At 57.5% G+C, this 24,488-nt stretch carries 26 protein-coding genes; 6 read left to right on the top strand and 20 right to left on the bottom strand.

Annotated features, from left to right (window positions below; all coding sequences use genetic code 11):
* Positions 1-28: 28 nt before the first annotated feature.
* On the top strand, positions 29-436 hold the full coding sequence (locus QMN93_RS11625) for a MarR family winged helix-turn-helix transcriptional regulator (protein WP_023308984.1): 408 nt from the start codon (positions 29-31) through the stop codon (positions 434-436).
* Here the strand turns inward: QMN93_RS11625 and QMN93_RS11620 are convergent.
* Positions 433-1,320, bottom strand: coding sequence for a LysR family transcriptional regulator (locus tag QMN93_RS11620; RefSeq protein ID WP_193140005.1), 888 nt, complete (start codon positions 1,318-1,320; stop codon positions 433-435). The two genes, QMN93_RS11625 and QMN93_RS11620, sit on opposite strands and share 4 nt — an antisense overlap.
* A 108-nt stretch (positions 1,321-1,428) precedes the next feature.
* On the opposite strand from QMN93_RS11620, the gene QMN93_RS11615 reads away from it, so the two are divergent.
* Entirely contained in the window at positions 1,429-2,631 is a 1,203-nt protein-coding gene (locus QMN93_RS11615; protein WP_182382628.1) for an MFS transporter, read from the top strand.
* Positions 2,628-3,005, top strand: coding sequence for a DUF4440 domain-containing protein (locus QMN93_RS11610; RefSeq protein ID WP_069303243.1), 378 nt, complete (start codon positions 2,628-2,630; stop codon positions 3,003-3,005). Before QMN93_RS11615 ends, QMN93_RS11610 begins: the two co-directional genes overlap by 4 nt.
* Before the next feature lie 52 nt (positions 3,006-3,057).
* Here QMN93_RS11610 and rpoS read toward each other — a convergent pair whose 3' ends face one another.
* From rpoS to cysG, 13 genes are all read right to left on the bottom strand, one after another.
* On the bottom strand, positions 3,058-4,050 hold the full coding sequence (gene rpoS, locus QMN93_RS11605) for an RNA polymerase sigma factor RpoS (RefSeq protein ID WP_008499600.1): 993 nt from the start codon (positions 4,048-4,050) through the stop codon (positions 3,058-3,060).
* A 59-nt stretch (positions 4,051-4,109) separates the two neighbouring features.
* Complete coding sequence (gene nlpD / locus QMN93_RS11600) at positions 4,110-5,234, bottom strand: murein hydrolase activator NlpD (RefSeq protein WP_033146405.1); 1,125 nt, start codon at positions 5,232-5,234, stop codon at positions 4,110-4,112.
* Between the two features lie 116 nt (positions 5,235-5,350).
* Positions 5,351-5,977 carry a protein-L-isoaspartate(D-aspartate) O-methyltransferase gene (locus QMN93_RS11595; RefSeq protein ID WP_023333224.1) on the bottom strand — a complete coding sequence of 209 codons (627 nt, stop codon included), beginning with the start codon at positions 5,975-5,977 and terminating at the stop codon, positions 5,351-5,353.
* Positions 5,971-6,732 (bottom strand): 5'/3'-nucleotidase SurE, encoded by a 762-nt coding sequence (gene surE / locus QMN93_RS11590; RefSeq protein WP_069303244.1) that lies wholly within the window; start codon positions 6,730-6,732, stop codon positions 5,971-5,973. Before surE ends, QMN93_RS11595 begins: the two co-directional genes overlap by 7 nt.
* Positions 6,713-7,762: a tRNA pseudouridine(13) synthase TruD gene (gene truD / locus QMN93_RS11585; RefSeq protein ID WP_182382629.1), complete on the bottom strand. Its 1,050-nt coding sequence runs from the start codon at positions 7,760-7,762 to the stop codon at positions 6,713-6,715. The genes surE and truD overlap by 20 nt, the downstream gene beginning before the upstream one ends.
* Positions 7,759-8,238, bottom strand: coding sequence for a 2-C-methyl-D-erythritol 2,4-cyclodiphosphate synthase (ispF, locus tag QMN93_RS11580; protein WP_029741541.1), 480 nt, complete (start codon positions 8,236-8,238; stop codon positions 7,759-7,761). The genes truD and ispF overlap by 4 nt, the downstream gene beginning before the upstream one ends.
* Positions 8,238-8,948: a 2-C-methyl-D-erythritol 4-phosphate cytidylyltransferase gene (ispD, locus tag QMN93_RS11575; protein ID WP_047059983.1), complete on the bottom strand. Its 711-nt coding sequence runs from the start codon at positions 8,946-8,948 to the stop codon at positions 8,238-8,240. Before ispD ends, ispF begins: the two co-directional genes overlap by 1 nt.
* A 19-nt stretch (positions 8,949-8,967) precedes the next feature.
* Positions 8,968-9,279, bottom strand: coding sequence for a cell division protein FtsB (ftsB, locus tag QMN93_RS11570; protein ID WP_008499609.1), 312 nt, complete (start codon positions 9,277-9,279; stop codon positions 8,968-8,970).
* A gap of 166 nt (positions 9,280-9,445) precedes the next feature.
* Positions 9,446-9,772, bottom strand: coding sequence for a DUF3561 family protein (locus tag QMN93_RS11565; RefSeq protein WP_008499610.1), 327 nt, complete (start codon positions 9,770-9,772; stop codon positions 9,446-9,448).
* A 58-nt stretch (positions 9,773-9,830) separates the two neighbouring features.
* On the bottom strand, positions 9,831-10,436 hold the full coding sequence (gene cysC / locus QMN93_RS11560; protein WP_010434543.1) for an adenylyl-sulfate kinase: 606 nt from the start codon (positions 10,434-10,436) through the stop codon (positions 9,831-9,833).
* Positions 10,436-11,860: a sulfate adenylyltransferase subunit CysN gene (cysN, locus tag QMN93_RS11555; protein ID WP_182382630.1), complete on the bottom strand. Its 1,425-nt coding sequence runs from the start codon at positions 11,858-11,860 to the stop codon at positions 10,436-10,438. The genes cysC and cysN overlap by 1 nt, the downstream gene beginning before the upstream one ends.
* Before the next feature lie 9 nt (positions 11,861-11,869).
* Complete coding sequence (gene cysD / locus QMN93_RS11550) at positions 11,870-12,778, bottom strand: sulfate adenylyltransferase subunit CysD (protein WP_010434549.1); 909 nt, start codon at positions 12,776-12,778, stop codon at positions 11,870-11,872.
* A gap of 9 nt (positions 12,779-12,787) precedes the next feature.
* Positions 12,788-14,137 (bottom strand): siroheme synthase CysG, encoded by a 1,350-nt coding sequence (gene cysG / locus QMN93_RS11545; protein WP_167819077.1) that lies wholly within the window; start codon positions 14,135-14,137, stop codon positions 12,788-12,790.
* Between the two features lie 246 nt (positions 14,138-14,383).
* Here cysG and QMN93_RS11540 point away from each other — a divergent pair, with 246 nt between their 5' ends.
* On the top strand, positions 14,384-15,427 hold the full coding sequence (locus QMN93_RS11540; RefSeq protein ID WP_182382631.1) for an aminopeptidase: 1,044 nt from the start codon (positions 14,384-14,386) through the stop codon (positions 15,425-15,427).
* A gap of 104 nt (positions 15,428-15,531) precedes the next feature.
* Here QMN93_RS11540 and cysH read toward each other — a convergent pair whose 3' ends face one another.
* Genes cysH through cysJ form a run of 3 tightly spaced genes read right to left on the bottom strand, consistent with a single transcriptional unit; the run spans position 15,532 to position 19,799 of the window.
* On the bottom strand, positions 15,532-16,266 hold the full coding sequence (gene cysH / locus QMN93_RS11535; protein WP_033146413.1) for a phosphoadenosine phosphosulfate reductase: 735 nt from the start codon (positions 16,264-16,266) through the stop codon (positions 15,532-15,534).
* Positions 16,267-16,281: 15 nt separating this feature from the next.
* Positions 16,282-17,994 carry an assimilatory sulfite reductase (NADPH) hemoprotein subunit gene (gene cysI, locus QMN93_RS11530; protein ID WP_029741545.1) on the bottom strand — a complete coding sequence of 571 codons (1,713 nt, stop codon included), beginning with the start codon at positions 17,992-17,994 and terminating at the stop codon, positions 16,282-16,284.
* On the bottom strand, positions 17,994-19,799 hold the full coding sequence (gene cysJ / locus QMN93_RS11525; RefSeq protein WP_182382632.1) for an NADPH-dependent assimilatory sulfite reductase flavoprotein subunit: 1,806 nt from the start codon (positions 19,797-19,799) through the stop codon (positions 17,994-17,996). The genes cysI and cysJ overlap by 1 nt, the downstream gene beginning before the upstream one ends.
* A 306-nt stretch (positions 19,800-20,105) precedes the next feature.
* On the opposite strand from cysJ, the gene queD reads away from it, so the two are divergent.
* Entirely contained in the window at positions 20,106-20,468 is a 363-nt protein-coding gene (gene queD / locus QMN93_RS11520; RefSeq protein ID WP_023309002.1) for a 6-carboxytetrahydropterin synthase QueD, read from the top strand.
* Between the two features lie 28 nt (positions 20,469-20,496).
* Here the strand turns inward: queD and queE are convergent, their stop codons facing one another.
* From queE to QMN93_RS11505, 3 genes are read right to left on the bottom strand one after another with little or no spacing between them, the layout of a single operon-like run.
* The gene (queE, locus tag QMN93_RS11515; RefSeq protein ID WP_023333236.1) at positions 20,497-21,168 is read right to left on the bottom strand and encodes a 7-carboxy-7-deazaguanine synthase QueE; all 672 of its coding nucleotides are present in this window, start codon (positions 21,166-21,168) and stop codon (positions 20,497-20,499) included.
* Between the two features lie 54 nt (positions 21,169-21,222).
* The gene (locus tag QMN93_RS11510; RefSeq protein ID WP_064673513.1) at positions 21,223-21,930 is read right to left on the bottom strand and encodes an N-acetylmannosamine-6-phosphate 2-epimerase; all 708 of its coding nucleotides are present in this window, start codon (positions 21,928-21,930) and stop codon (positions 21,223-21,225) included.
* Positions 21,930-23,489, bottom strand: coding sequence for a PTS transporter subunit EIIC (locus QMN93_RS11505; protein ID WP_182382633.1), 1,560 nt, complete (start codon positions 23,487-23,489; stop codon positions 21,930-21,932). The genes QMN93_RS11510 and QMN93_RS11505 overlap by 1 nt, the downstream gene beginning before the upstream one ends.
* A 165-nt stretch (positions 23,490-23,654) precedes the next feature.
* Here QMN93_RS11505 and QMN93_RS11500 point away from each other — a divergent pair, with 165 nt between their 5' ends.
* Positions 23,655-24,479: a MurR/RpiR family transcriptional regulator gene (locus tag QMN93_RS11500; protein ID WP_193139900.1), complete on the top strand. Its 825-nt coding sequence runs from the start codon at positions 23,655-23,657 to the stop codon at positions 24,477-24,479.
* Positions 24,480-24,488: the final 9 nt, after the last annotated feature.

Raw genomic sequence — 24,488 nt, 5'->3', positions numbered from 1 at the left:
GGGAGAGATTTTTTCCGTCGGAGTGTTCATGGAACTAAGACAAGAGGCGTTCCACCTGTTACGTCAGCTTTTTCAACAGCATACCGCGCAGTGGCAACATGCCTTACCGGAACTGACCAAGCCACAGTATGCGGTGATGCGCTCTATTGCCGAGCATCCGGGTATTGAACAGGTGGCGTTGACCGAAGTGGCGGTCAGCACGAAAGCGACCCTGGCGGAGATGCTCAGCCGCATGGAGGCGCGCGGTCTGGTCAAACGCGAGCACGATCCGGCCGATAAGCGCCGCCGGTTTGTCTTCCTGACGCCGGAAGGAGAAGCCCTGCTTGCAGGCTGTAAACCGGTTGGCAACGAGGTGGATGAGGCGTTTTTAGGACGTCTTAACAAGGCCGAGCGGGAGCAGTTCTCCGCGCTCATCAAAAAGATGATGCACGATTAATTCACGCTGGTGCGCATAAAATCAATAAAGGTGCGCACTTTCGCTGACACATGCCGGGCATCGGGATAAACCGCATAGATGCCCTGCTGTGCAAAGGTATATCCCGGTAAAACCGGGACCAGTTTTCCCGCATCAAGCGCATCGCGCACCAGCCATTCCGGCAGTAACGCCACACCTCCGCCCGCGAGTGCAAAGGCCATAAGAGCCTGCGCGCTGTCGGCAAACAGGCGCGGCGCTTTTTTTATCTCCAGCGTTTCGGGCGCACCGCTGGCATCCTTCACCTGCCAGCGCAGCGGCGAGGCCAGGCGCTCGTGAATAATCCAGTCGGCGTTGGCAAGGTGCGCAAGCGTTTCGATCGGATGGTTAACGAGCCACACGGGCGTCGCGACGGGGAGAATGGAGAAGTGCGAAATCAGCGCGGCGTGGTTGCGCGAATCGGCAAGCGTTCCCAGCCGGATAGCTACGTCAAAGCGCTCCGAGATAAGGTTGGCGTGCAGGGAGGACGAAACGTGCCGCACGCGAAGATCCGGGTGCTGCTGGCTAAACCTGGCCAGCAGCGGCACCACTACCTGTGAGCCATACTCGGGCGTCGTCGTGATCCGCAGTTCGCCAGTAAGCCCCGCATGATTCGCGCGGACATCATCCTGCAGCCGTTCTGCATCCTTCAGTAGCGCCACGCTGCGTTGATGAAAGAGCGCGCCCGCCTCGGTTAACGTCAGGCGGCGGGTGGAGCGCAGCAGCAGCGTAACGCCCAGCTCATCTTCAAGCTGGCGAATATTGAAGCTGACCACGGCTTTTGTCAGCCCCATTGCCTCGGCTGCGGCAGTGAAACTGCCGGTATCGGCCACCGCGACAAACATCTGCGCCCGCTGCAGGTTAATCATCATCACGCCTTTTACTGTCAAAATATTTTTGACAGTATATCGCGCTTTGTCAGGTTTATCCGTTCTTCCCGGATCGATACGATACGCCACCTCACCGGAGGATCCACCATGACGTATCGCAGCAAAGTCGCCGTTGTTTACCTGCTGGGCTTTTTTCTTGATTTGATCAACATGTTCATTGCCAGCGTCGCCTTCCCGGCAATGGCTCACGCCTTTAACACCACGCCTTCAGCCCTTGCCTGGGTCAGTAACGGGTACATTGCCGGCCTGACGCTGGTGATCCCGTTTAGCAGCGTGCTCACGCGCCGCATCGGGCCAAAGCGAGTCATCCTGCTCTCGCTTTTTCTGTTCAGCGCAGCCTCCGCTGCGGCGGGCCTGTCTGCAACGCTTGAAAGTCTGATCGCCTGGCGAGTACTCCAGGGCGTGGGAGGGGGCTTACTGATCCCCGTCGGACAGGCGCTGACCTGGCAACAGTTTAAGCCTCACGAGCGGGCCCGACTCTCCTCGGCGGTGATGCTGGTGGCGTTGCTTGCCCCGGCCTGCTCTCCTGCTATCGGAGGACTGCTGGTGCAGACGCTCAGCTGGCGATGGATATTTTTCGCCACGCTACCGGTCGCTGTCGTGACCTTTGTTTTGGCCTGCCTGTGGCTTAAACACGAAATGCCCGCGATGAAAGCGGCCAGACTGCTAAACCTGTCGTTGCTCGCGGACCCGCTTTTGCGTTTTTCCATGCTTGTCTATCTCTGCGTACCCGGCATGTTTATTGGGGTGAACGTCACGGGCATGTTTTATCTTCAGCACGTGGCGAACATGAGCCCAGCCGCAACGGGGATGCTCATGCTGCCGTGGTCCGTGGCATCGTTTATCGCCATCACGGCAACGGGACGCTATTTTAACCGTATCGGCCCCCGACCGCTGATCGTCATCGGCTGCCTGCTGCAGGCGACGGGTATTCTGCTTTTGATTAACGTCAGTTCGGCTACGCTGCTGCCTGCCGCTGCGTTTACCCTGATGGGTGCGGGGGGAAGCCTGTGCAGCAGTACGGCTCAGAGCAGCGCTTTTCTGACGACCCGCCGGGAAGAGATGCCGGATGCCAGCGCGCTGTGGAATCTTAATCGTCAGCTGAGCTTTTTTGCCGGAGCCCTGCTGCTGGCGCAGGCGCTGAACCTGGCGCAGGCCTGGCTGCCACCGCTCGCCGCCTGGCACGGGATGTTTATTTTTGCCGCAGGCATGACCTTGCTGCCTGTACTGTACGTTTTTCGTCTTAACAATACGCAGGTGCTCACCCAGCTGCGACAGGAGAATTCATGACGCCTTTCGAACACGACATTATCGACCTCCACATTGCGCTCGAAGACTGGTTAGGCAAAGGTGAAGGTGATTCCGACGCCCTGCTCGCCCGCTTCCGTCCAGATTTTCTGATGATCCCGCCGGGCGGCGCTCATATCGACTATGCCGGTCTGATCAGTTTTCTGGAAAACCAGCGCGGAAGCCGCCCAGAACTGAAGATCGTCATTGACGAATTATCCACGATCCAGCGCTGGGATCGTGGCGCGGTGCTCCACTACCGGGAGACGCAAACCCGGCCGGACCTGCCCGTCAACGTGCGCTGGTCAACCGCGGTGCTCAATCAGGAAGGCGATCGGATAGTGTGGCGTCTGCTGCACGAAACGGCTAAGCCGTAGCGCAAAAGAAAAAGGCCCGTCTCACGACGGGCCTTTTTTGACGAAAGGTTGCTTATTCGCGGAACAGCGCTTCAATATTCAGACCTTGCCCCTGCAGGATTTCACGCAGGCGGCGCAGACCTTCAACCTGAATCTGACGAACACGTTCACGGGTCAGGCCAATTTCACGGCCGACGTCTTCCAGTGTCGCAGCTTCATACCCCAGTAAACCGAAACGACGTGCCAGCACTTCACGCTGTTTGGCGTTCAGTTCGAACAGCCATTTGACGATGCTCTGCTTCATGTCATCGTCCTGCGTGGTGTCTTCCGGACCGTTGTCTTTTTCATCGGCCAGGATGTCCAGCAGCGCTTTTTCGGAGTCGCCACCCAGCGGGGTGTCAACGGAGGTAATGCGCTCGTTGAGACGCAGCATACGGCTTACGTCATCAACCGGTTTATCGAGTTGCTCAGCAATCTCTTCTGCGCTTGGCTCGTGGTCCAGTTTATGGGACAACTCGCGTGCGGTACGCAGATAAACGTTCAACTCTTTGACGATGTGAATCGGCAGGCGGATCGTACGGGTCTGGTTCATAATAGCCCGTTCGATGGTCTGGCGAATCCACCAGGTCGCGTAGGTTGAGAAACGGAACCCGCGTTCCGGGTCAAACTTCTCAACTGCGCGGATGAGACCTAAGTTGCCCTCTTCAATCAGATCCAGCAGAGCCAGACCACGATTGCCGTAACGGCGGGCAATTTTCACGACCAGTCGCAGGTTACTTTCAATCATGCGACGACGCGAGGCTACATCACCACGCAAAGCACGACGTGCGAAATAGACTTCTTCTTCGGCCGTTAGCAGTGGGGAGTAACCAATCTCCCCAAGGTAAAGCTGAGTCGCGTCCAGTACACGCTGTGTGGCACCCTGCGATAACAGCTCTTCTTCAGCCAAATCGTTATCACTGGGTTCCTCTTCTACTAAGGCTTTTTCGTCAAAAGCCTCTACTCCGTTCTCATCAAATTCCGCGTCTTCATTTAAATCATGAACTTTCAGCGTATTCTGACTCATAAGGTGGCTCCTACCCGTGATCCCTGAACGAGACACCCTGGCTGGCATGCCCCGTCAAATTATCGCTGCGGCAAATACTGCAGCGGGTTTACGGATTTCCCCTTGTAACGAATTTCAAAATGCAAGCGTGTAGAACTGGTTCCGGTGCTACCCATGGTAGCGATTTTTTGCCCCGCCTTAACTTCTTGTTGTTCCCGGACCAGCATTGTGTCGTTATGGGCGTAGGCACTCAGGTAATCATCGTTATGTTTGATGATAATAAGATTACCGTAACCGCGCAGAGCGTTACCGGCATACACAACGCGCCCGTCTGCGGTCGCGATGATAGCCTGTCCTTTACTCCCTGCGATATCGATCCCTTTATTTCCCCCCTCGGAGGAAGAGAAGTTCTCGATAACCTTGCCGTCAGTTGGCCAGCGCCATGCAGATATTGGCGAACTGGAGGTCATACTGCTGGCAGTCGGTTCAGTAGAGCTAACCACAGGTGCCGTCACCGGTGCTGTGACAACAGTCGCAGTCCCTTTATTATTCGGCAACATTTTGTTAGCAGTCTGATCACCTGAATCCTCAGAATACGTAATTACAGGTTGTGAAGCAACCACCGTGGTGGATTTTTGTGCAGGCTTAACGCTGTTATTTTGAGCCGTCACATCGGCCGCTGAAACGGTGTTGCCAGGCGTAAGCGGCGTGCCCGTCGCGTTGCCAACCTGGAGCGTTTGCCCGACTTCCAGACCGTATGGGGCCTGGACGTTATTGCGCTGCGCGAGGTCACGGAAATCGTTCCCGGTAATCCACGCAATGTAGAACAGCGTATCCCCGCGTTTCACGGTATAGGTGCTGCCACCGGTATAGCTGCCTTTCGGAATGTTCCCATACTGACGGTTATAGACTATGCGGCCATTCTGGGTCTGAACAGGCTGTTCCACTGGCTGAATCTGCGTCGGCTGCGTCATTGGACGCTGAACCGGCTGGATTGGCGGATTTTGTTGCGCCGTAGAGGTACCCATTTTAGGCGGAGGAGTGATCAACATTCCGCCGGACGTGTTACCCGAGCCGCTGTTTCCGCCGACAGAACTGACGGGCGCAGGCGCGTTATTAGAACTTGTACAGCCTGCCAGCCAGAGCGAAACCAGTGATAATGCCGCAACACGGCTGATGGTGAATTTAGGGCTTCCCGCGCTCATTTATCCCCCAGGAATGTGTTAACTACCAGTGACTTAAAATTTACCGTGATGGCACGAATCTTTCGCGCCACACCATACGCTGAATTTGCCTTAATAACCCTGGATAATTCCGAGTCTCAGGCCAACTCCCCCTTTACCAGAGGCACAAAGCGCACGGCTTCCACGGTGTCGATAATAAACTCGCCGCCGCGCCGACGAACGCGCTTCAAAAGCTGCTGCTCGTCCCCGACGGGCAGAACAAGAATGCCCCCCTCATCCAGCTGCGACAACAGGGCCGCAGGAATTTCAGGCGGGGCCGCCGTCACGATGATCGCGTCAAACGGCGCGCGCGCCTTCCAACCCTGCCATCCATCACCGTGTCGTGTCGAAACATTATGTAAATCAAGTTGTTTCAGGCGACGACGCGCCTGCCACTGTAAACCTTTAATCCGCTCAACGGAGCATACATGATGAACCAGATGCGCCAGGATCGCGGTCTGATACCCCGACCCGGTGCCAATCTCCAGCACGCGGGAGTCAGGCGTCAGCTCCAGCAGCTCCGTCATGCGCGCCACCATGTAAGGCTGCGAAATCGTCTGGCCCTGTCCGATGGGCAGCGCCACGTTTTCCCACGCTTTGTGTTCAAACGCCTCATCTACAAATTTCTCACGCGGAACCTGAGCAAGCGCTTCAAGCACGTGCTCGTCGCGGATCCCCTGCGCGCGGAGTTGTTCCAGAAGAGTTTGTACACGTTTGTTTACCATTGCGCGTTCACTCCTGCGCGTTCCAGCCAGCTCGATACCACATCATGCGCGCTATACGCGGTTAAATCTACGTGCAGCGGGGTAACCGAAACATAGCCTTCCTCCACGGCGGCAAAGTCGGTATCCGGACCCGCATCGCACTTATCGCCGGGAGGGCCAATCCAGTAAAGCGTGTTGCCGCGAGGATCCTGCTGCGGGATCACCTGATCGGCAGGATGTCGGCTTCCGCAACGGGTGACGCGAATGCCTTTAATTTCATCGAGAGGAAGATCCGGCACGTTGATGTTGAGGATGCGCCCGGTACGCAACGGCTCGCGGCCGAGCGCCCGCAGGATCGAACAGGTCACCGCGGCGGCGGTGTCGTAGTGCGTGTGGCCGTTTAACGAGACCGCCAGCGCCGGGAACCCCAGATGGCGCCCTTCCATTGCGGCCGCCACGGTGCCGGAGTAAATCACGTCATCGCCGAGGTTAGGACCGGCGTTAATGCCGGAAACAACGATATCCGGACGCGGCCGCATCAGCGCGTTCACGCCCAGAAAAACGCAGTCGGTTGGCGTGCCCATCTGCACGGCAATATCGCCATTTTCAAAGGTAAAGGTGCGAAGCGACGACTCCAGCGTCAGTGAGTTAGACGCTCCACTGCGGTTACGATCGGGCGCCACGACCTGCACGTCCGCGAATTCGCGGAGGTGTTTCGCCAGGGTCTGAATGCCTGGCGCGTGGATACCGTCATCGTTACTCAGCAATATTCGCATAATCACCCGAGGTGTTGATAAGTTCCCTGACAACACTGGTGGCAAAGCTACCTGCCGGTAGCCAGAAGCGTAACTCGACGGTCACGTCATCCCACCAGTTCCAGCTTAACTGCTGCGGGTAGAGCAGCATCGCGCGGCGTGCCGCCTCGACTTTTTCCCGCACCAGCAAGGATTGCAATTCTGGCGCATCCGCTACGGCTAACTGCTCGGCAGCCAGCGCGTCGCCCTGCGTTCCCCAGTCGCCCGTACCGGGCAGCGCGGCGGTAATCATCAGCGCTTTTGCGTCCACGCGCGACTGCACATCGGCCATTTCTTCGGCCGTTGCCACAAACCAGCTTCCGCGTCCCGCTAATTGTAGCGCATCGCCAACAACAACTTGATTCGCGTCCGGTTTTTTCAGCCTTTCGCTCACAATCTGATTAAACAACGCGCTGCGGGCCGCCGACAACCAAAAACTGCGTTTATTCCTGTCGCGCACCGGGGCATCGCTTTGCGCCCAGCGCAGCGCACCCTGCAGGTTGCTGCCGCCAATGCCAAAGCGCTGCGCGCCAAAGTAGTTCGGTACACCGCATTCACTGATAGCGTTCAGACGTTTTTCAACATCTTCGCGGTGGGACACTTCACGCAGCACCAGCGTAAAGTCGTTCCCCTTCAACGCCCCCAGACGCAGTTTGCGCTTGTGGCGGGCGAATTCCAGTACCTTACAGCCTTCAAGCTCAAATTTGCTTAAATCAGGCATCGTATTGCCGGGAACGCGCGCGCAGAGCCACTGTTCCGTGACGGCGTGTTTATCTTTCTGTCCGGCAAAGCTCACTTCGCGGGCATGAATTTTGAGGAATTTTGCCAGCGCGTCGGCCACAAAGCGGGTATTGCAGCCATTTTTCAGAATACGCACCAGGATATGTTCGCCTTCGCCATCCGGCTCAAAGCCCAGATCCTCCACCACGAGGAAATCTTCCGGGCTGGCTTTCAGCACCCCGTTCCCCTGCGGTTTACCGTGCAGGTATGTCAGGTTGTCGAAGTCTGTCATTTGCTCGCCTTCAGCAGCAGCGCCACGGCTTCACAGGCAATTCCTTCGCCACGCCCGGTAAAGCCCAGCTTCTCGGTCGTCGTCGCTTTGACGTTCACGTCGTCCATATGGCAGCCCAGATCTTCTGCAATAAACACGCGCATCTGCGGAATATGCGGCAGCATTTTCGGGGCCTGAGCAATAATCGTCACGTCGACGTTGCCGAGGGTGTAGCCTTTCGCCTGGATGCGGCGCCATGCTTCGCGCAGCAGTTCGCGGCTGTCCGCGCCTTTAAATGCCGGGTCGGTGTCCGGGAACAGCTTGCCGATATCGCCCAGCGCGGCAGCGCCCAACAGCGCGTCGGTCAGCGCATGCAGTGCAACGTCGCCATCAGAATGCGCCAGCAGCCCTTTTTCATAGGGAATGCGCACGCCGCCAATGATAATTGGGCCTTCTCCGCCAAAGGCGTGTACATCAAAACCGTGTCCAATTCGCATTATGCCTTCTCCTGATGGGTCGAACGGGTAAGATAAAATTCCGCGAGCTGTAAATCTTCCGGACGCGTCACTTTTATATTATCAGCGCGTCCTTCAACAAGCTCAGGGTGGAAACCGCAATATTCCAGCGCAGAGGCTTCGTCCGTGATGGTCGCGCCTTCTTTAAGCGCACGCGTTAGGCAGTCGTGGAGTAATTCGCGGGGGAAAAATTGTGGCGTCAGCGCGTGCCATAAATCGACGCGGTCGACGGTGTGGGCGATAGCCTGTTTGCCCGGCTCGGCGCGCTTCATGGTGTCGCGCACCGGTGCGGCCAGAATCCCGCCAACCTTGCTTGTTTCGCTCAGCGCCAGCAGGCGCGCAAGATCGTCCTGATGCAGGCAAGGACGCGCCGCGTCATGCACCAGCACCCACGACGCGTTTCCGGCGGCCTGAATGCCCGCCAGCACGGAATCGGCGCGTTCGGCGCCACCGTCAACGACGGTAATATGTGGATGATTTGCCAGCGGCAGCTGCGCGAAGCGCGCATCGCCAGGGCTGATAGCGATGATCACACGCGTCACCCGCGGGTGCGCCAGCAGCGCCGCCACGGCGTGCTCGAGGATCGTTTTATCGCCAATAGAGAGGTACTGCTTGGGACATTCTGTCTGCATGCGCCGGCCAAAACCTGCGGCCGGCACCACGGCGCATACGTCCGAAAAAGTTACTGCCATGTCGTAATCCTGGGCCTGATTATCGATTGTTTTGTGCTGAGCCCTGATTGCGTTTAGACGCATCCGGAACCAGACGATAAAAGGTTTCGCCCGGCTTAGTCATACTGAGTTCATTGCGTGCGCGTTCCTCAATCGCCTCTTGCCCGCCATTGAGGTCATCAATTTCAGCAAAGAGTTGATCGTTTCGCGCCTTAAGTTTGGCGTTTGTTGCCTGCTGAGCCGCGACGTCATCGCTCACCCGGCTATAGTCGTGCAGTCCGTTCTTACCGAACCACAGCGAATATTGCAGCCAGATTAGCAAAGCCAGCAACAGCAGCGTTAGTTTACCCATCCTGCCCCCTGAAAAACGGCATCATCATCCCAAGACTTCCCCAGAGCACTACGCCGGGGTAACAGAGATGCCGCAACATCGCGGGCAAATGTACCACATTTTTTCCGCAGAATCGTCCTGCTCAATATCGTTACACAGTTGGTTACGGTTTGAATTATGGCTGAAGTTAGCCCATGAGCCACAAAAATAACAGACCAAACATGAGAACCACCGTCACAATCGTGACCACGGTGCTGTACAGGAGCTTACCGTTGAGCAGCGAGTGCAGCGCAATGCCGACGACAACCGCCACGGGCATCAACGCCAGAAAGAAAGGCCAGGTGTAGAGAAAGAAGAACAGCGTGTTGCCGCCGTAGATGAGAAACGGAATGCCAAGCGCCAGCAGCCATGAGACGAAGCCAATGATGGCCCCAGGAAATGACCAGGTCGTTTCGTCGTCGGTCGCTAGCGGCTCCGACCCGGTGGTGGTGATGTAATGTTCACTGTTGCGCATAGCTAATCCTGTGACCGTGACTGATCGTTCGGGAAGACAGCTCCCGAACGATACCGCCTCAGGATCTGATAATATCGTCCCGTCTGAGCAGGTCTAATAATTGGCTTACTAAATTTGTTACCAATTGTTGACCTTCCAGGTGAATTTCAGGCGATTCAGGCGCTTCGTATACCGCGTCAATTCCGGTGAAGTTGCGCAGTTCTCCGGCACGCGCTTTCTTGTAAAGCCCTTTCGGGTCGCGCGCTTCGCAAATCTCCAGCGGCGTATCGACAAACACCTCGATAAAGCGATCCTGGCCCACGCGTTCGCGCACCATCTGGCGCTCGGCGCGGTGCGGAGAGATAAACGCGGTCAGCACCACCAACCCGGCGTCAGCCATCAGGCTGGCGACTTCGCCCACCCGGCGGATGTTCTCTTTGCGGTCATCGTCGCTAAACCCTAAATCGCTGCACAGGCCGTGACGCACGTTGTCGCCATCCAGCAGGTACGTGCTTACGCCCTGCTGATGCAACGCCTCTTCCAGCGCGCCGGCCACCGTCGATTTACCCGAGCCGGACAGCCCGGTAAACCACAGCACAACCCCACGATGACCGTGGAGCTGTTCGCGCTGGGCAACGGTGACCGGATGAGGATGCCAGACGACGTTCTCATCATGGGCGGCCATTACTTGCCTCCCAGCAGATCGCGTGCGCCCCAGTGCGGAAAGTGTTTACGCACCAGCGCGTTCAGTTCCAGCTCGAAGACGCTGAATTCAGACGTCGCGGCAGCCTGTTTAATCGGTTCGCGCACCATACCGGCTCCGACGGTAACGTTGGTCAGCCTGTCGATAAAGATAAGACCTCCCGTGACCGGGTTCTGCTGATACGGATCCAGCACCAGCGGTTCGTCGAAGGTCAGATCGACCAGACCAATGCCGTTCAGCGGCAGCTCGGTGACGTCACGCTGGGTCAGGTTGTTGATATCCACCTGGAACTGAATACCGTCCACGCGGGCGCGGGTTTTCTTGCCGGCAATTTTGATGTCATAGCTCTGGCCAGCGGTCAGCGGCTGTTCGGCCATCCACACCACGTCCACGGAAGCCCCCTGCACCGCCGCCAGCGTTTCATGCGCGTCAACCAGCAGGTCGCCCCGGCTGATATCAATTTCGTCTTTCAGCACCAGCGTTACGGCTTCACCGGCGCCCGCTTCCTGCAGGTCACCGTCGAAGGTGACGATGCGGGCGATAGTCGATTCCACGCCGGATGGCAGTACCTTGACGCGCTGACCTACCTTTACGGAGCCTGACGCGAGGGTGCCTGAGAAACCGCGGAAATCGAGGTTCGGACGGTTCACGTACTGCACCGGGAAGCGCATCGGCTGGGTATCGACCACGCGCTGAATTTCAACGGTTTCCAGCACTTCCAGCAGCGTCGGACCGCTGTACCACGGCATGTTCGCGCTCTGGGAAGCGACGTTATCCCCTTCCAGCGCCGAGAGCGGTACAAAGCGAATATCCAGGTTGCCCGGCAGCTGTTCGGCAAAGGTCAGATAGCTCTGGCGGATCTCCTCGAACTTCTCTTCGCTGAAGTTGACCAGATCCATCTTGTTGACCGCCACCACCAGGTGTTTGATCCCCAGCAGCGTCGAGATAAAGCTGTGACGACGGGTCTGATCCAGCACGCCTTTACGCGCGTCCATCAGCAGGATCGCCAGGTCGCAGGTAGACGCGCCGGTCGCCATGTTGCGGGTGTACTGCTCGTGCCCCGGGGTGTCGGCGATAATAAATTTGCGCTTCTCGGTAGAGAAGTAGCGGTAGGCCACGTCGATGGTGATGCCCTGCTCGCGCTCCGCCTGCAGGCCGTCCACCAGCAGCGCCAGGTCGAGTTTTTCACCCTGGGTGCCGTGACGTTTACTGTCGTTATGCAGGGAAGAGAGCTGATCTTCGTAAATCTGGCGCGTATCGTGCAGCAGGCGGCCAATCAGGGTACTTTTCCCGTCATCCACGCTGCCGCAGGTCAGAAAACGCAGCAGGCTTTTGTGTTGTTGCGCGTGCAGATACGCTTCCACGCCACCTTCGTTGGCAATTTGTTGAGCAATAGTGGTGTTCATGGCGGCTCCTTAGAAATAACCCTGACGTTTCTTCAGCTCCATGGAGCCTGCCTGGTCGCGGTCAATCACGCGCCCCTGTCGCTCGCTGGTGGTGGACACCAGCATCTCTTCGATGATCTCCGGCAGCGTCTGCGCGCTGGATTCCACCGCCCCGGTCAGCGGCCAGCAGCCGAGAGTACGGAAGCGCACCATCTGTTGTTTGATCACTTCGCCCGGCTGCAGGTCGATGCGATCGTCGTCGATCATCATCAGCATGCCGTCGCGCTCCAGCACCGGGCGCTCGGCGGCCAGATACAGCGGAACGATTTCAATGTTTTCCAGATAGATGTACTGCCAGATATCCAGCTCGGTCCAGTTGGAGAGCGGGAAGACGCGAATGCTTTCGCCTTTGTTGATCTGGCCGTTGTAGTTGTGCCACAGCTCCGGACGCTGGTTTTTCGGATCCCAGCGGTGGAAGCGGTCGCGGAAGGAGTAGATACGTTCTTTGGCGCGGGATTTCTCCTCGTCACGGCGCGCGCCGCCGAAGGCCGCGTCAAAACCGTATTTGTTCAGCGCCTGCTTCAGCCCTTCGGTTTTCATGATATCGGTGTGCTTGGCGCTGCCGTGCACGAACGGGTTAATGCCCATCGCCACCCCTTCCGGGTTTTTATGCACCAGCAGCTCGCAGCCGTAGGCTTTCGCGGTACGGTCGCGGAACTCGTACATTTCGCGGAATTTCCAGCCGGTATCCACGTGCAGCAGCGGGAACGGCAGCGTGCCCGGATAAAACGCTTTACGCGCCAGATGCAGCATGACGCTGGAATCTTTACCGATGGAGTACATCATCACCGGGTTAGAAAACTCGGCGGCCACTTCGCGGATAATATGGATACTCTCCGCTTCGAGCTGCCGCAGGTGTGTAAGACGTTTTTGGTCCATAACCGTTCCTTAAGCCAAATTTACGACAGAAGAACCAAAGCCTTCTGTATCGGTTGTGTGTTGGAACCAGGCGAGCGTGCTGTGCAGCTGCACCACTTCACCCACCACGATCAGGGCGGGCATCGGGGCGTCTTTCGCCAGGGTTGCAAGATGTTCCAGCGTGCCCGTCGCAACGTGCTGATCGACGCGCGTGCCGCGAGAAATGACGGCAACGGGCGTCGTCGCCTCGCGACCGTGCTGAATAAGCTGTTCGCTGATGTCCGCCGCCTTCATCGTGCCCATGTATATCGCCAGCGTCTGGCGGCTCTGGGCGAGATGCGACCAGTCGAACGGCGTGCTGTCGGCCTTGTAGTGGCCGGTCACAAAGGTCACGCTCTGGGCGTAATCGCGGTGGGTCAACGGGATACCGGCGTAGGCCGTTACCGCTGAGGCCGCCGTGATGCCCGGCACCACCTGGAACGGTATGCCCGCTTCGGCTGCCGCCTGCAGCTCTTCGCCGCCGCGACCGAAAATAAACGGATCGCCTCCTTTCAGGCGCACCACGGTTTTACCCGCTTTGGCGGCGTCAACCAGCATCTGGTTAGTGTCGTGCTGCGGCACAGAGTGCTCGCCAGCCCGTTTGCCGACGCAGATTTGCTCCGCGTCGCGACGGATCAGCTCGCGCACGCCGTCGGTGACCAGATGGTCGTAGAACACCACGTCCGCGTCCTGCAGCACCTGCAGACCGCGCAGCGTCAGAAGCCCGGCATCGCCCGGCCCTGCGCCCACCAGAATGATCTCCCCGCCCGTACTGCCGGGGTTATCCAGTTCGTCCTCGAGAATTTTCTGCGCTGCCGTCTCATTACCGGCATGCATCAGGCTGGCAAAGCGGCCGCGAAACACGCGTTCCCAGAAGCGACGGCGTTCCGTTACGCTGGTCAGGCGCGTTTTCAGGTGGTTGCGCCAGTAGCTGGCTTTTTCCGCCATGCGCCCGAGGCTGGTCGGCAGCAGCGCTTCGATTTTTTCACGCAGCACGCGCGCCAGCACCGGTGCGGTACCGCCGGAGGAGATCGCCACCAGCAGCGGAGAACGGTCAACGATCGACGGGAAGATGAACGAACATAACGGCTGGTCGTCCACCACGTTCACCAGGCGGTAGCGGGCCTGAGCGGCGTCGGAAATCCGCCGGTTCAGGTCGCGATCTTCGGTCGCCGCAATCACCAGCACGACGCTGTCGATTTGTGATTCGTCAAAATCCGCTTCTGCCACTACCCGCACCTGCGCCCCTGCGCGTTGCAGAAACGCGATTTTGCGATCGGCAATTTCACCCGTGCCAACAACCAGCACCGGCTTCTCTTTTATCGCGGCAAATAAGGGCAGATAGTCCACAAGCAACAACTCACTAACAACGAGGAATAAAGGGACTATAGGGGGCGGCTTAGACCGAATGAAATTACGAATTGGAATGAGTAGTTACTCAATGGAATAACGCCGTGAAAAAGCTAATACCAAAAAGTGCTTAACACGCGAAATTTCGGGCATTTAAGACCAATTCAAATTGTGTATGGACGATCACAGTTTCATACTAGGCGGGTTATTATTTTGCTCAGTTTTTAAGGACTCACTATGTTTTCCGCAACGCGCCACCGTATTGCTGCCCTGGCGCTCGGCGTTTGCTTTATTCTTCCTGCCCAGGCAAAAAACCAAGCTTATGGTGAAATCGCCACTATGCAGGCGCGGCATATTGCCACCGTCTTCCCTGGCCGCATGACCGGCTCGCCTGCGGAAATGCTCTCCGCGGACTATCTTCGCCAGCAGTTTGCCGGGATGGGCTACCAGAGCGATATCCGCGCGTTTCACAGCCGCTACGTTTATACCTCCAGAAATAAAACGAAAAACTGGCATAACGTGACCGGCAGTACGGTTATCGCGGCGCATGAAGGTCGCGCGGCTGAACAGATTATTATCATGGCGCACCTTGATACCTACGCCCCGATGAGCGATGCCGATACGGATAACAACCTCGGCGGGCTGACGCTGCAGGGCATGGACGACAACGCGGCGGGCCTGGGCGTGATGCTCGAACTGGCCGAGCGGATGAAAGATATTCCAACGCAGTATGGCATTCGTTTCGTGGCTACCAGCGGTGAGGAAGAGGGCAAACTCGGCGCTGAGAATCTCTTTAAACGCATGAACGCTGAGGAGAAGAAAAATACGCTGCTGGTGATCAACCTCGATAACCTGATCGTCGGCGATAAGCTTTATTTCAACAGCGGGCAGAGTACGCCGGGACCCGTGCGGAAACTGACGCGCGACCGGGCGCTGGCGATTGCCCGCAGCCATGGCGTTTTTGCCACCAGCAACCCTGGCGGTAACCCGGATTATCCGCGAGGAACGGGCTGCTGCAACGATGGGGAAGTGTTCGATAAAGCGGGCATTCCGGTGCTGTACGTGGAAGCGACAAACTGGGCATTGGGCAAGAAAGATGGCTATCAGCAGCGGGCTAAATCGAAAGCCTTCCCGGACGGGACAAGCTGGCACAACGTGATGCTGGATAATCAGCAGCACATTGACAGCGCGCTGCCGCAGCGGATTGAGCACCGCAGTCGTGATGTGGTGAAGGTCATGCTGCCGCTGGTGAAGGAGCTGGCGAAAGCGGGGAAAGCCTGAGGTTTTTAAGGCCTGATGCCCTCACCCCAACCCTCTCCCACAGGGAGAGGGAGGATAAGCCTTTGTAGGCCCGGTAAGCGCAGCGCCACCGGGCAAAAAGGTTATCACCCTTCGTGCAGCCCGCACTCGCGCTTCAGCCCAAAGAATCGCGTCTCTTCTTCCGCCATTCCCGGTTCCCATTTGCGCGTGGTGTGGGTGTCGCCCACCGACAGATAGCCCTGGTCCCACAGCGGATGGTACTTCAGCCCGTGTTTTTGCAGATACTGATACACCGTACGGTTATCCCAGTCGATAATCGGCAGCACTTTAAATACCCCGCGCTGGACCGCCAGCACCGGTAAGGTTGCACGACTGCCGGACTGCTCGCGGCGCAGCCCCGCAAACCACGTCTGCGCATTGAGCTCTTTCAGCGCCCGGTTCATCGGCTCAACTTTGTTGATCTCATTGTATTTCTCAATGCCCTCTACGCCCTGTTCCCACAGCTTACCGTAGCGCGCCTCCTGCCAGGCCGCGCTTTCCGTCGCACGGTACACTTTGAGGTTCAGCTTGAGCTTGTCCGTCAGCTCGTCAATAAACTGGTAGGTTTCAGGAAACAGGTAGCCGGTATCGGTGAGGATCACCGGAATGTCCGGACGGATCTGATTCACCAGATGCAGGCTGACCGCCGCCTGAATACCAAAGCTCGACGAGAGCACATAGTCTCCCGGCAGGTTTTCCAGCGCCCACGCCACGCGCCCTTCGGCGTCCAGCTTTTCAAGGCGGGCATTGGTTTCTGCCAGCGCCAGAATGCGTTCGACTTTAGGCAGATCGTTAAGGGCGTTTAGATCGAGTACGGACATAATTACCTCTCGTGGTTACTCCCAGAAATCCCTTGCGGGATCGAGCACCGGGCGAATGATGCCCGCACGCACCGTAAAGTCGCCGAAGCCTTCACCCGCTTCGCGCTCTTTCGCCCAGCGCCCGACAAGCTCGTCGATGGAATCAAGGATTTCCGGTTCCGTAATATTTTCACGGTACATACGCGGAATGCGCGTCCCCATACGGTTACCGCCAAGGTGCACGTTGTAACGACCCGGCGCTTTCCCGACCAGACCCAGCTCGGCCAACATCGCGCGGCCGCAGCCGTTCGGGCAGCCGGTGACGCGCATAACAATATGCTCGTCCGGAATACCGTGTTTTTCCAGAATCGCTTCCACTTTGTCAGTAAATGACGGCAGGAAACGTTCCGCTTCGGCCATCGCCAGCGGGCAGGTCGGGAACGACACGCAGGCCATCGAGTTTTCACGCTGCGGCTTAACCGCATCCATTAACCCGTGGTCGCGCGCCAGCTTCTCGATCTTCGCCTTCTGGCTTTCCGGCACGCCGGCAATAATCAGATTCTGGTTAGCGGTAATGCGGAATTCGCCTTTATGGATCTTAGCAATTTCCAGCAGACCGGTTTTCAGCGGACGGCCCGGATAGTCCAGAATACGGCCGTTTTCGATAAACAGCGTCAGGTGCCATTTATTATCGATACCTTTCACCCAGCCAATGCGATCGCCGCGACCGGTGAATTCGTAAGGGCGGATCGGCTCAAATTTGATGCCCGCACGACGCTCCACTTCCTCTTTGAACGTCTCAACGCCCACGCGCTCCAGGGTGTATTTGGTTTTCGCGTTTTTACGGTCGGTACGGTTGCCCCAGTCGCGCTGCGTGGTCACTACCGCTTCCGCCACGGCCAGCGTGTGCTCCAGCGGCAGGAAGCCGAACTCGCTCGCGGTGCGGGCGTAGGTTTTCTTATTACCGTGCTCAATGGACAGGCCGCCGCCCACCAGCAGGTTAAAGCCAATCAGCTTGCCGTTTTCGGCAATCGCCACGAAGTTCATGTCGTTGGCGTGCAGATCGATATCGTTCTGCGGTGGGATCACGACCGTGGTTTTAAACTTACGCGGCAGATAGGTCTGGCCAAGGATCGGTTCTTCGTCCGTGGTCGCGACTTTTTCCTGATCGAGCCAAATCTCCGCATAGGCGCGGGTGCGCGGCAGCAGGTGCTCAGAGATCTTCTTCGCCCACTCATAGGCTTCGGCGTGCAGCTCGGACTCATACGGGTTCGAGGTGCAAAGCACGTTACGGTTCATGTCGTTGGCGGTCGCCAGCGCGTCCAGCCCGACCGAGTGCAGCATCTGATGCACCGGCTTGACGTTCTTCTTCAGAATGCCGTGGAACTGGAATGTCTGACGGTTGGTCAGGCGGATGCTGCCATAAATCGTGTTTTCACCAGCAAACTTGTCGATGGCCTGCCACTGTTTGGTGGTGATCACCCCGCCCGGCAGACGGCAGCGCAGCAGCATCGCATGACGCGGCTCCAGCTTCTGTTCGGCACGCTCGGCGCGGATGTCGCGATCGTCCTGCTGGTACATGCCGTGGAAGCGGATCAGCAGGAAGTTGTCGCCTTTGAAGCCGCCGGTGAGACCGTCATTCAGATCTTCAGCAATGGTGCCGCGCAGATAGTTGCTTTCCAGCTTCATGCGCTCGGCGTCTGTCAGTTTACCTTCGACCACCAGTGGCCCTGGATGTTTTTCGCTCATTAGTAGACATCTCGCTGATAACGGCGCTCAACGCGCAGCTCACTTAAAAATTCATCCGCCGTTTCGGCATCCATACCGCCGAATTCGGCAATCACTTCCAGCAGTGCCTGCTCAACGTCTTTCGCCATGCGATTGGCGTCGCCGCAGACATAAATGTGGGCACCGTCATTGATCCAGCGCCACAGCTCTGCGCCCTGTTCGCGCAGTTTATCTTGTACGTATACTTTTTCTTTCTGGTCGCGGGACCAGGCCAGATCGATGCGGGTCAGTACGCCTTCTTTCAAATAGCGCTGCCACTCAACCTGGTAGAGGAAATCCTCGGTAAAGTGCGGGTTGCCGAAGAACAGCCAGTTTTTACCCGGCGCTTCATCTGCCGCGCGCTGCTGCATGAAGGCGCGGAACGGCGCAATGCCGGTGCCTGGGCCAATCATGATGACCGGCGTTTCCGGGTTCGCCGGCAGGCGGAAGTTGTCGTTGTGCTCAATAAAGACGCGCACTTCGCCCTCTTCTTCCACGCGATCCGCCAGGAAGCTTGATGCCCCACCCGCACGGGCGCGGCCTTCGATGTCGTAGCGCACCACGCCGACGGTAATATGCACTTCACTCTCCACTTCGGCCTGCGAAGAGGCGATGGAGTACAGGCGCGGCGTCAGCGGTCGCAGCAGGCCGATCAGCGCATCGGCATCCAGCTGAGCCGGAGAGAAACGCACCATATCGACAATTGGCGTCGTCGCGGCGTAATGCTGCAGCTTCGCCTTGTCGCCCACCAGCGGCAGCAGGGATTCGCTGCGCGTTAAGGTGGCATAATTTTCGACGATATTCGGGGTGTTCACCGTCAGCTCGAAATGCCACTGCAGCGCCTCTGCAAGCGGCTGGGTTTTGCCGTCAACGGTGACGGGCTCGTCACCCTTCAGCCACAGCAGCTCAACCAGCTCTTTCACCAGCGCCGGATCGTTTTGATACCAGATACCCAGCGCGTCGCCCGGCTGATAGCGCAGGCCAGAGTCGCCGAGATCGATCTCGATATGGCGCACGTCTTTTTCCGAATCGCGGCCGGTGATTTTCTGGTTCACCGACAGGCTCGCCGTCAGCGGCGCCTCTTTGGTGTACGGGCTGGTGTGGATGTCGTTGACGGCACCCGTCGCGGTGAACGCGGCCTGCGCCGACGTCTCTTTCGGCACGCGCGCTTTCAGCACCTCAACGATGCGCGCACGCCATTCGGCGGCGGCGGTCTGGTATTCAACATCCGCGTCAACGCGGTCCAGCAGGCGCTCCGCGCCCAGCTCCGCCAGCCTGCTGTCGAAGTCTTTACCGGACTGGCAGAAGAATTCATACGAGGTATCGCCAAGGCCAAATACGGCAAACGCCGTGGCATCCAGCTTCGGCGCTTTTTTCGAGAACAGGAACTTGTGCAGCGCCACCGCTTCTTCAGCAGGTTCACCTTCACCCTGCGTAGAGGCGACCACCACCAGCAGTTTTTCTGACGCGATTTGCTTAAATTTATAATCCCCGGCGTTGACCAGGTTCACGTTCAGTTTGGCGGCCAGCAGGTCGTCACGCAGCGCTTCGGCCACGCGGCGCGCATTGCCCGTCTGCGAGGCGGAAATCAGGGTAATGGCCGGAATTTCAACGGCCGTTACCGGTGCACCCGCCACAGCGCCAGGCTGCTGATTGAGCATTCCCCAGAAATAACCGGAGACCCAGGCAAGCTGAGTGGGAGAAAAATCAGAGGTGGCAGCCTGAAGGCGCGCCAGTTGCTCCGGGTTCAGGGGAAGCAAATTTGAAGGTGGGGCCTGTGTTGTCATGCGTCGTTATGTTCCAGTAGCCAAGCGGACTTTAAGCGAATAAATCCAAACTGAAGATAAGGTTAACGGCGAGGATAATAACAATTAAAGAAGGGATGGAAATAATAAATAACCAAATGGACTAACCTGTTTTAGTTGTCATGCTTAGCGATAAAACCGATTAATTAACCCTCTGAAAATTATCGATAAAAGCATCAAAAAACGCCTGTTAACGAGACGCCAGGCTTCAGAGCCGTTTTAGTTAATGCTAAAAATTGTGCTTTCCGGTAATATGCGGCGGTTTTTTCCGCATTACTGAGAGCGATCATGTCCACCACACTGTTTAAAGATTTCACCTTCGAAGCCGCCCACCACCTTCCGCATGTCCCTGAAGGGCATAAATGCGGCCGTCTGCACGGGCATTCGTTCATGGTGCGTCTTGAGATCACCGGTGAAGTTGATCCGCATACCGGTTGGATCATGGATTTTGCCGAACTGAAGGCGGCGTTTAAGCCGACCTACGATCGTCTGGATCATTACTACCTGAATGATATCCCGGGCCTTGAAAACCCGACCAGCGAAGTGCTGGCGAAATGGATTTGGGATCAGATGAAGCCGCTGGTGCCGCTGCTGAGCGCGGTGATGATCAAAGAGACCTGTACCGCCGGCTGTATCTATCGCGGGGAGTAAAAAAAGCCCGGCTAAACCGGGCTTTTTTTTAGGCAATATTCAGGTATTTGTGCGTCTGCATCGACAGGCGCCAGTTGCGCGCAATACAGGTTTCAATGCACAGGCGCGTCGCGTCGTCTTTCTGGCTGATCGGCTGTAGCGCAATGACGCGCTGCTTTTCATCCGTCAGCGTGGCCAGCAGTTCATCCAGCGCTTCGATATCACGCACGCGCCCAACCGGGTGCTTAATCTCATCCGCGCGTTCCAGCGCCTGAGACAGCACGTCATACCCGCCGCGCATATTCACTTTTGGCGATACCGTCACCCAGGTCGTGTGTGAACAGCGCACTTCATGGGTGCCGCTGGTTTCAATCTGGCAGCTGTAGCCGTTCTTTTCGAGCAGCTCGGTCAGCGGCGTCAGATCGTGGATGCAGGGTTCACCGCCGGTGATCACGACGTGGCGCGCCGTCCAGCCCTGACGACCAATAATGGCCAGCAGATCTTCTGAACTGCCCGCGCCCCACTTATCGCTCTCTTTGGTTTTCGCCAGAATGCTAAACAGCGACACTTCCCGATCTGCGAGCTTATCCCACGTATGTTTGGTATCACACCAGGCACAGCCAACCGGGCATCCCTGTAAACGAATGAAAATAGCGGGAACGCCGGTAAAGTAACCCTCGCCTTGCAGGGTCTGGAACATCTCGTTAATCGGGTACTGCATAGTCATCTCAGTAAAGGGGATAAACGATAAGTATCGCAGATCCCCGCCTGATGGTCATGCTCCATCGGTGCTTTGCGCGCCAATCGCCGCCATAAAACGCTCGGTAATTTGCTGTGGACGGGTGATGGCGCCGCCGACGACGACCGTATGCGCGCCCAGCGCCAGGCATCTGGCCGCGCGTTCAGGCGTATCCACGTTGCCTTCGGCAACCACGGGAACCGTCACGGCAGCCAGCACGCCCTTCAGGAACGCGCAGTCGTTCTCCGGAAGCGAATGGCCCGCCGTTTCCGCCGTATAGCCATAAAGCGTGGTGCCGACACAGTCAAAGCCAAGCGCCTGTGCCGTCACGGCTTCGCCCACGGTGGAAATATCCGCCATCAGCAGTACCGCGGGATAGCGCGAGCGGATGCGCGCGACCAGCGTTTCCAGGGATTCTCCACCGGGACGCTCCCGCGCCGTCGCATCAAGCGCAATGATTTCCGGAGAGACGGTCATGAGCTCATCCACCTCTTTCATCGTGGCGGTGATAAACACCTCGCTTTCCGGGTAATCCCGTTTGATGATGCCGATAACAGGCAAAGAGACCTGCTGCTTAATGGCCTCGATATCCACCACGCTGTTGGCACGAATGGCTGCGGCCCCGCCCTGTGCCGCCGCCAGCGCCATGCGCGACATAATAAACGGGCTATGCAGCGGTTCATTTTCCAGCGCCTGACAGGAGACGACCAGTTTTCCCTTCAGGTTATCCAGCACAGTTTTCATTACGATAAGATCTCTTCCACTTCGTTTTTGATAATCGTGACGTGCGGGCCATAAATGACCTGAACCCCGTTACCGCGCACGATAACGCCGCGCGCGCCGGTGGCTTTCAGCGCCGCGTCATCCACTTTACTGCCGTCCTTCACCGTGACGCGAAGCCGCGTGGCGCAGCAGTCCACCTCTTCCAGATTCTCTTTTCCGCCTAATCCCGCGATCACCGCAACGGCGCGCTCGCTCTGCGAGAAGGTCACTTCATTGGCCATCGCCTCCTTTTCCCGACCCGGCGTGGCAAAATCAAAACGGTTAATCAGATAGCGGAAGGTGAAGTAGTAAAGGAAGAACCACGGCACGCCCACCAGGGGAACGAACATCCAGTTGGTTTTGGCCTCTCCCTGCAAAATGCCGAACAGCACGAAGTCAATAAAACCGCCGGAGAAGGTTTGCCCGATGGTGATATGCAGCATGTGTGCGAGCATGAACGCCAGCCCGTCAAACAGCGCATGAATGACGTAAAGCACCGGCGCAATAAACAGGAAGGAAAACTCGATAGGCTCGGTAATTCCGGTCAGGAACGAGGTTAATGCCGCAGAGAGCAGCAGCCCGGCAACGCGCTTTTTGTTCTCCGGTTTTGCCGTGTGGTACATCGCCAGACACGCGCCGAGCAGGCCAAACATCATCGTAATAAAGCGCCCGGACATGAAGCGCGACGTGCCCTCATAGAAATGCTGCGTGTTCGGGTCGGCCAGCTGGGCGAAGAAGATCCGCTGTGTGCCCTCAACGAGGTGACCGTTGACAATCTCGCTGCCCCCGAGCGCGGTGGTCCAGAACGGCAGATAGAAGATGTGGTGCAAACCAAACGGGCCCAGCATGCGTAAAATGAAGCCGTACAGCAGGGTGCCCAGATAGCCGGTGGCATCCACCAGCCCGCCGAGACCAAAAATCAGTTTCTGAAAATGCGGCCAGACCACCGTCATGAGCGCGCCGACGAGTATCGCCGCCAGCGAGCTGATGATGGGAACAAAGCGCGAGCCGCCAAAAAACCCGAGGAACTGCGGAAGCGCAATTTTGTTAAACCGATGATGGAGCGTGCAGGTCACCAGACCAATCACCACGCCGCCAAACACGCCGGTTTCCAGCGTCTGGATCCCCAGCGTCATGCCCTGCCCAACTGCGCCCGGGTTCTCGTGCGCCAGTTTGCCGGTGAGGATCAGCAGCGCGTTGATGGTGGCATTCATAACCAGAAACGCGAGTAGCGCCGCCAGCCCAGCCGTGCCCTTATCGCTTTTTGCCAACCCGACGGCGACCCCAACCGCAAACAGCACCGAGAGGTTCGCAAACACGATTGAACCGGCGCTGCTCATGATAGTGAAAATGGCCTGCAGCCAGCCCACATCTAAAAACGGATAAGCCGCCAGCGTATTGGGATTCGATAACGCGCCGCCTATCCCCAGCAGCAGGCCCGCCGCGGGCAGCACGGCGATAGGCAACATAAAGGATTTACCAAAGCGCTGCGCTTTTTCAAACCATCCCCCCGAAGAAGCACCACTGAACATTTGCATCATTTTTTCATCTCCCCGTTAAACGATGAAAATTTTTACCATATAAATATCATTCAGTGAAAATTACCATCAAAAACCAGGAAGCCGATCATACTTTTTCAAAATGACTGGCATCTTTCCCCTCCTTTCCGCCACACTAGTCGCAGCGAAACACATTAAGGACGTGGCATGTCGGACCATGAAAATCTGCTGCTGAAGCTCCGCCAGGAGGCTTCCGGGTACAGCCCAACGCAACAAAAACTCGGCGAGTTTGTCCTCAGCGATCCTGCCCGGGTGCTCTACCTGACGATCACTGAACTGGCGCGCGAGAGCCACACCAGCGAAGCCAGCGTCACGCGCCTTTGCCGGACGCTGGGCTGCAAGGGCTATAACGAATTTAAAATGGCGCTTGCGCTGGATATTCAGCAGGGCCAGCCCGCGCGTCAGGCGGGGGATGAGATTGATAACGTCGTGGATGAGTCGGTGCAGGCTTTGCAGGATACCGCCAGACTCCTCGACCGCACGCTGCTTGAAAAGGCGGCGCTGGCGCTGCATCAGGCGCAATCCGTGCAGATTTATGGCGTCGCGGCCAGCGCGATCCTCGGCGAGTATCTGCATTACAAGCTGCTGCGGCTGGGCAAACCCGCACAGCTGTTTAGCGATATGCACCGCGCGGCCATGAATGCGGCAACGCTTTCGAAAGATACGCTGGTTGTGGCCATCTCCAGTTCGGGTTCAACGCGGGATTTACTCCACGTGGTGAAGCTTGCCCGCAAGCGCGGCGTTAAGGTTCTGGCGCTCAGCAATACGCCCCGCAGCCCGCTGGCCTCTCTGAGCGACATGCAGCTGGTTGCCGCCAAACCAGAAGGCCCTCTAAGTGCAGGCGCGCTCAATGCTAAGGTTGGAGTGATGCTGCTGGTCGAGCTGTTGACCACGTCCATGATTGCGCTGGATGGTCATTACGGCGACGTTAGCCAGCAAACAGCCAGCGCCACGCTTCCCCTTTTGCTCTGAAAATCATTC

Origin of the sequence: Enterobacter sp. R-1.6.2 (genome assembly GCF_035064085.1) — a bacterium.
In the GTDB taxonomy this organism is placed as follows: domain Bacteria; phylum Pseudomonadota; class Gammaproteobacteria; order Enterobacterales; family Enterobacteriaceae; genus Enterobacter; species Enterobacter asburiae_B.
The sequence above is the reverse complement of the archived record's forward strand: the minus strand, read 5'-3'. Positions and strand labels throughout refer to the sequence as shown.

Coding starts and splice junctions, on each gene's coding strand:
- cysD (WP_010434549.1), bottom strand. CDS start 12,778: ATGGACCAAAAACGTCTTACACACCTGCGGCAGCTCGAAGCGGAGAGT.
- nlpD (WP_033146405.1), bottom strand. CDS start 5,234: ATGAGCGCGGGAAGCCCTAAATTCACCATCAGCCGTGTTGCGGCATTA.
- ispF (WP_029741541.1), bottom strand. CDS start 8,238: ATGCGAATTGGACACGGTTTTGATGTACACGCCTTTGGCGGAGAAGGC.
- QMN93_RS11505 (WP_182382633.1), bottom strand. CDS start 23,489: ATGATGCAAATGTTCAGTGGTGCTTCTTCGGGGGGATGGTTTGAAAAA.
- QMN93_RS11595 (WP_023333224.1), bottom strand. CDS start 5,977: ATGGTAAACAAACGTGTACAAACTCTTCTGGAACAACTCCGCGCGCAG.
- queE (WP_023333236.1), bottom strand. CDS start 21,168: ATGCAGTACCCGATTAACGAGATGTTCCAGACCCTGCAAGGCGAGGGT.
- QMN93_RS11625 (WP_023308984.1), top strand. CDS start 29: ATGGAACTAAGACAAGAGGCGTTCCACCTGTTACGTCAGCTTTTTCAA.
- cysN (WP_182382630.1), bottom strand. CDS start 11,860: ATGAACACCACTATTGCTCAACAAATTGCCAACGAAGGTGGCGTGGAA.
- cysI (WP_029741545.1), bottom strand. CDS start 17,994: ATGAGCGAAAAACATCCAGGGCCACTGGTGGTCGAAGGTAAACTGACA.
- truD (WP_182382629.1), bottom strand. CDS start 7,762: ATGACAGACTTCGACAACCTGACATACCTGCACGGTAAACCGCAGGGG.
- QMN93_RS11610 (WP_069303243.1), top strand. CDS start 2,628: ATGACGCCTTTCGAACACGACATTATCGACCTCCACATTGCGCTCGAA.
- cysC (WP_010434543.1), bottom strand. CDS start 10,436: ATGGCCGCCCATGATGAGAACGTCGTCTGGCATCCTCATCCGGTCACC.
- ispD (WP_047059983.1), bottom strand. CDS start 8,948: ATGGCAGTAACTTTTTCGGACGTATGCGCCGTGGTGCCGGCCGCAGGT.
- surE (WP_069303244.1), bottom strand. CDS start 6,732: ATGCGAATATTGCTGAGTAACGATGACGGTATCCACGCGCCAGGCATT.
- QMN93_RS11615 (WP_182382628.1), top strand. CDS start 1,429: ATGACGTATCGCAGCAAAGTCGCCGTTGTTTACCTGCTGGGCTTTTTT.
- queD (WP_023309002.1), top strand. CDS start 20,106: ATGTCCACCACACTGTTTAAAGATTTCACCTTCGAAGCCGCCCACCAC.
- rpoS (WP_008499600.1), bottom strand. CDS start 4,050: ATGAGTCAGAATACGCTGAAAGTTCATGATTTAAATGAAGACGCGGAA.
- cysH (WP_033146413.1), bottom strand. CDS start 16,266: ATGTCCGTACTCGATCTAAACGCCCTTAACGATCTGCCTAAAGTCGAA.
- QMN93_RS11500 (WP_193139900.1), top strand. CDS start 23,655: ATGTCGGACCATGAAAATCTGCTGCTGAAGCTCCGCCAGGAGGCTTCC.
- ftsB (WP_008499609.1), bottom strand. CDS start 9,279: ATGGGTAAACTAACGCTGCTGTTGCTGGCTTTGCTAATCTGGCTGCAA.
- cysJ (WP_182382632.1), bottom strand. CDS start 19,799: ATGACAACACAGGCCCCACCTTCAAATTTGCTTCCCCTGAACCCGGAG.
- QMN93_RS11540 (WP_182382631.1), top strand. CDS start 14,384: ATGTTTTCCGCAACGCGCCACCGTATTGCTGCCCTGGCGCTCGGCGTT.
- QMN93_RS11510 (WP_064673513.1), bottom strand. CDS start 21,930: ATGAAAACTGTGCTGGATAACCTGAAGGGAAAACTGGTCGTCTCCTGT.
- QMN93_RS11620 (WP_193140005.1), bottom strand. CDS start 1,320: ATGATTAACCTGCAGCGGGCGCAGATGTTTGTCGCGGTGGCCGATACC.
- QMN93_RS11565 (WP_008499610.1), bottom strand. CDS start 9,772: ATGCGCAACAGTGAACATTACATCACCACCACCGGGTCGGAGCCGCTA.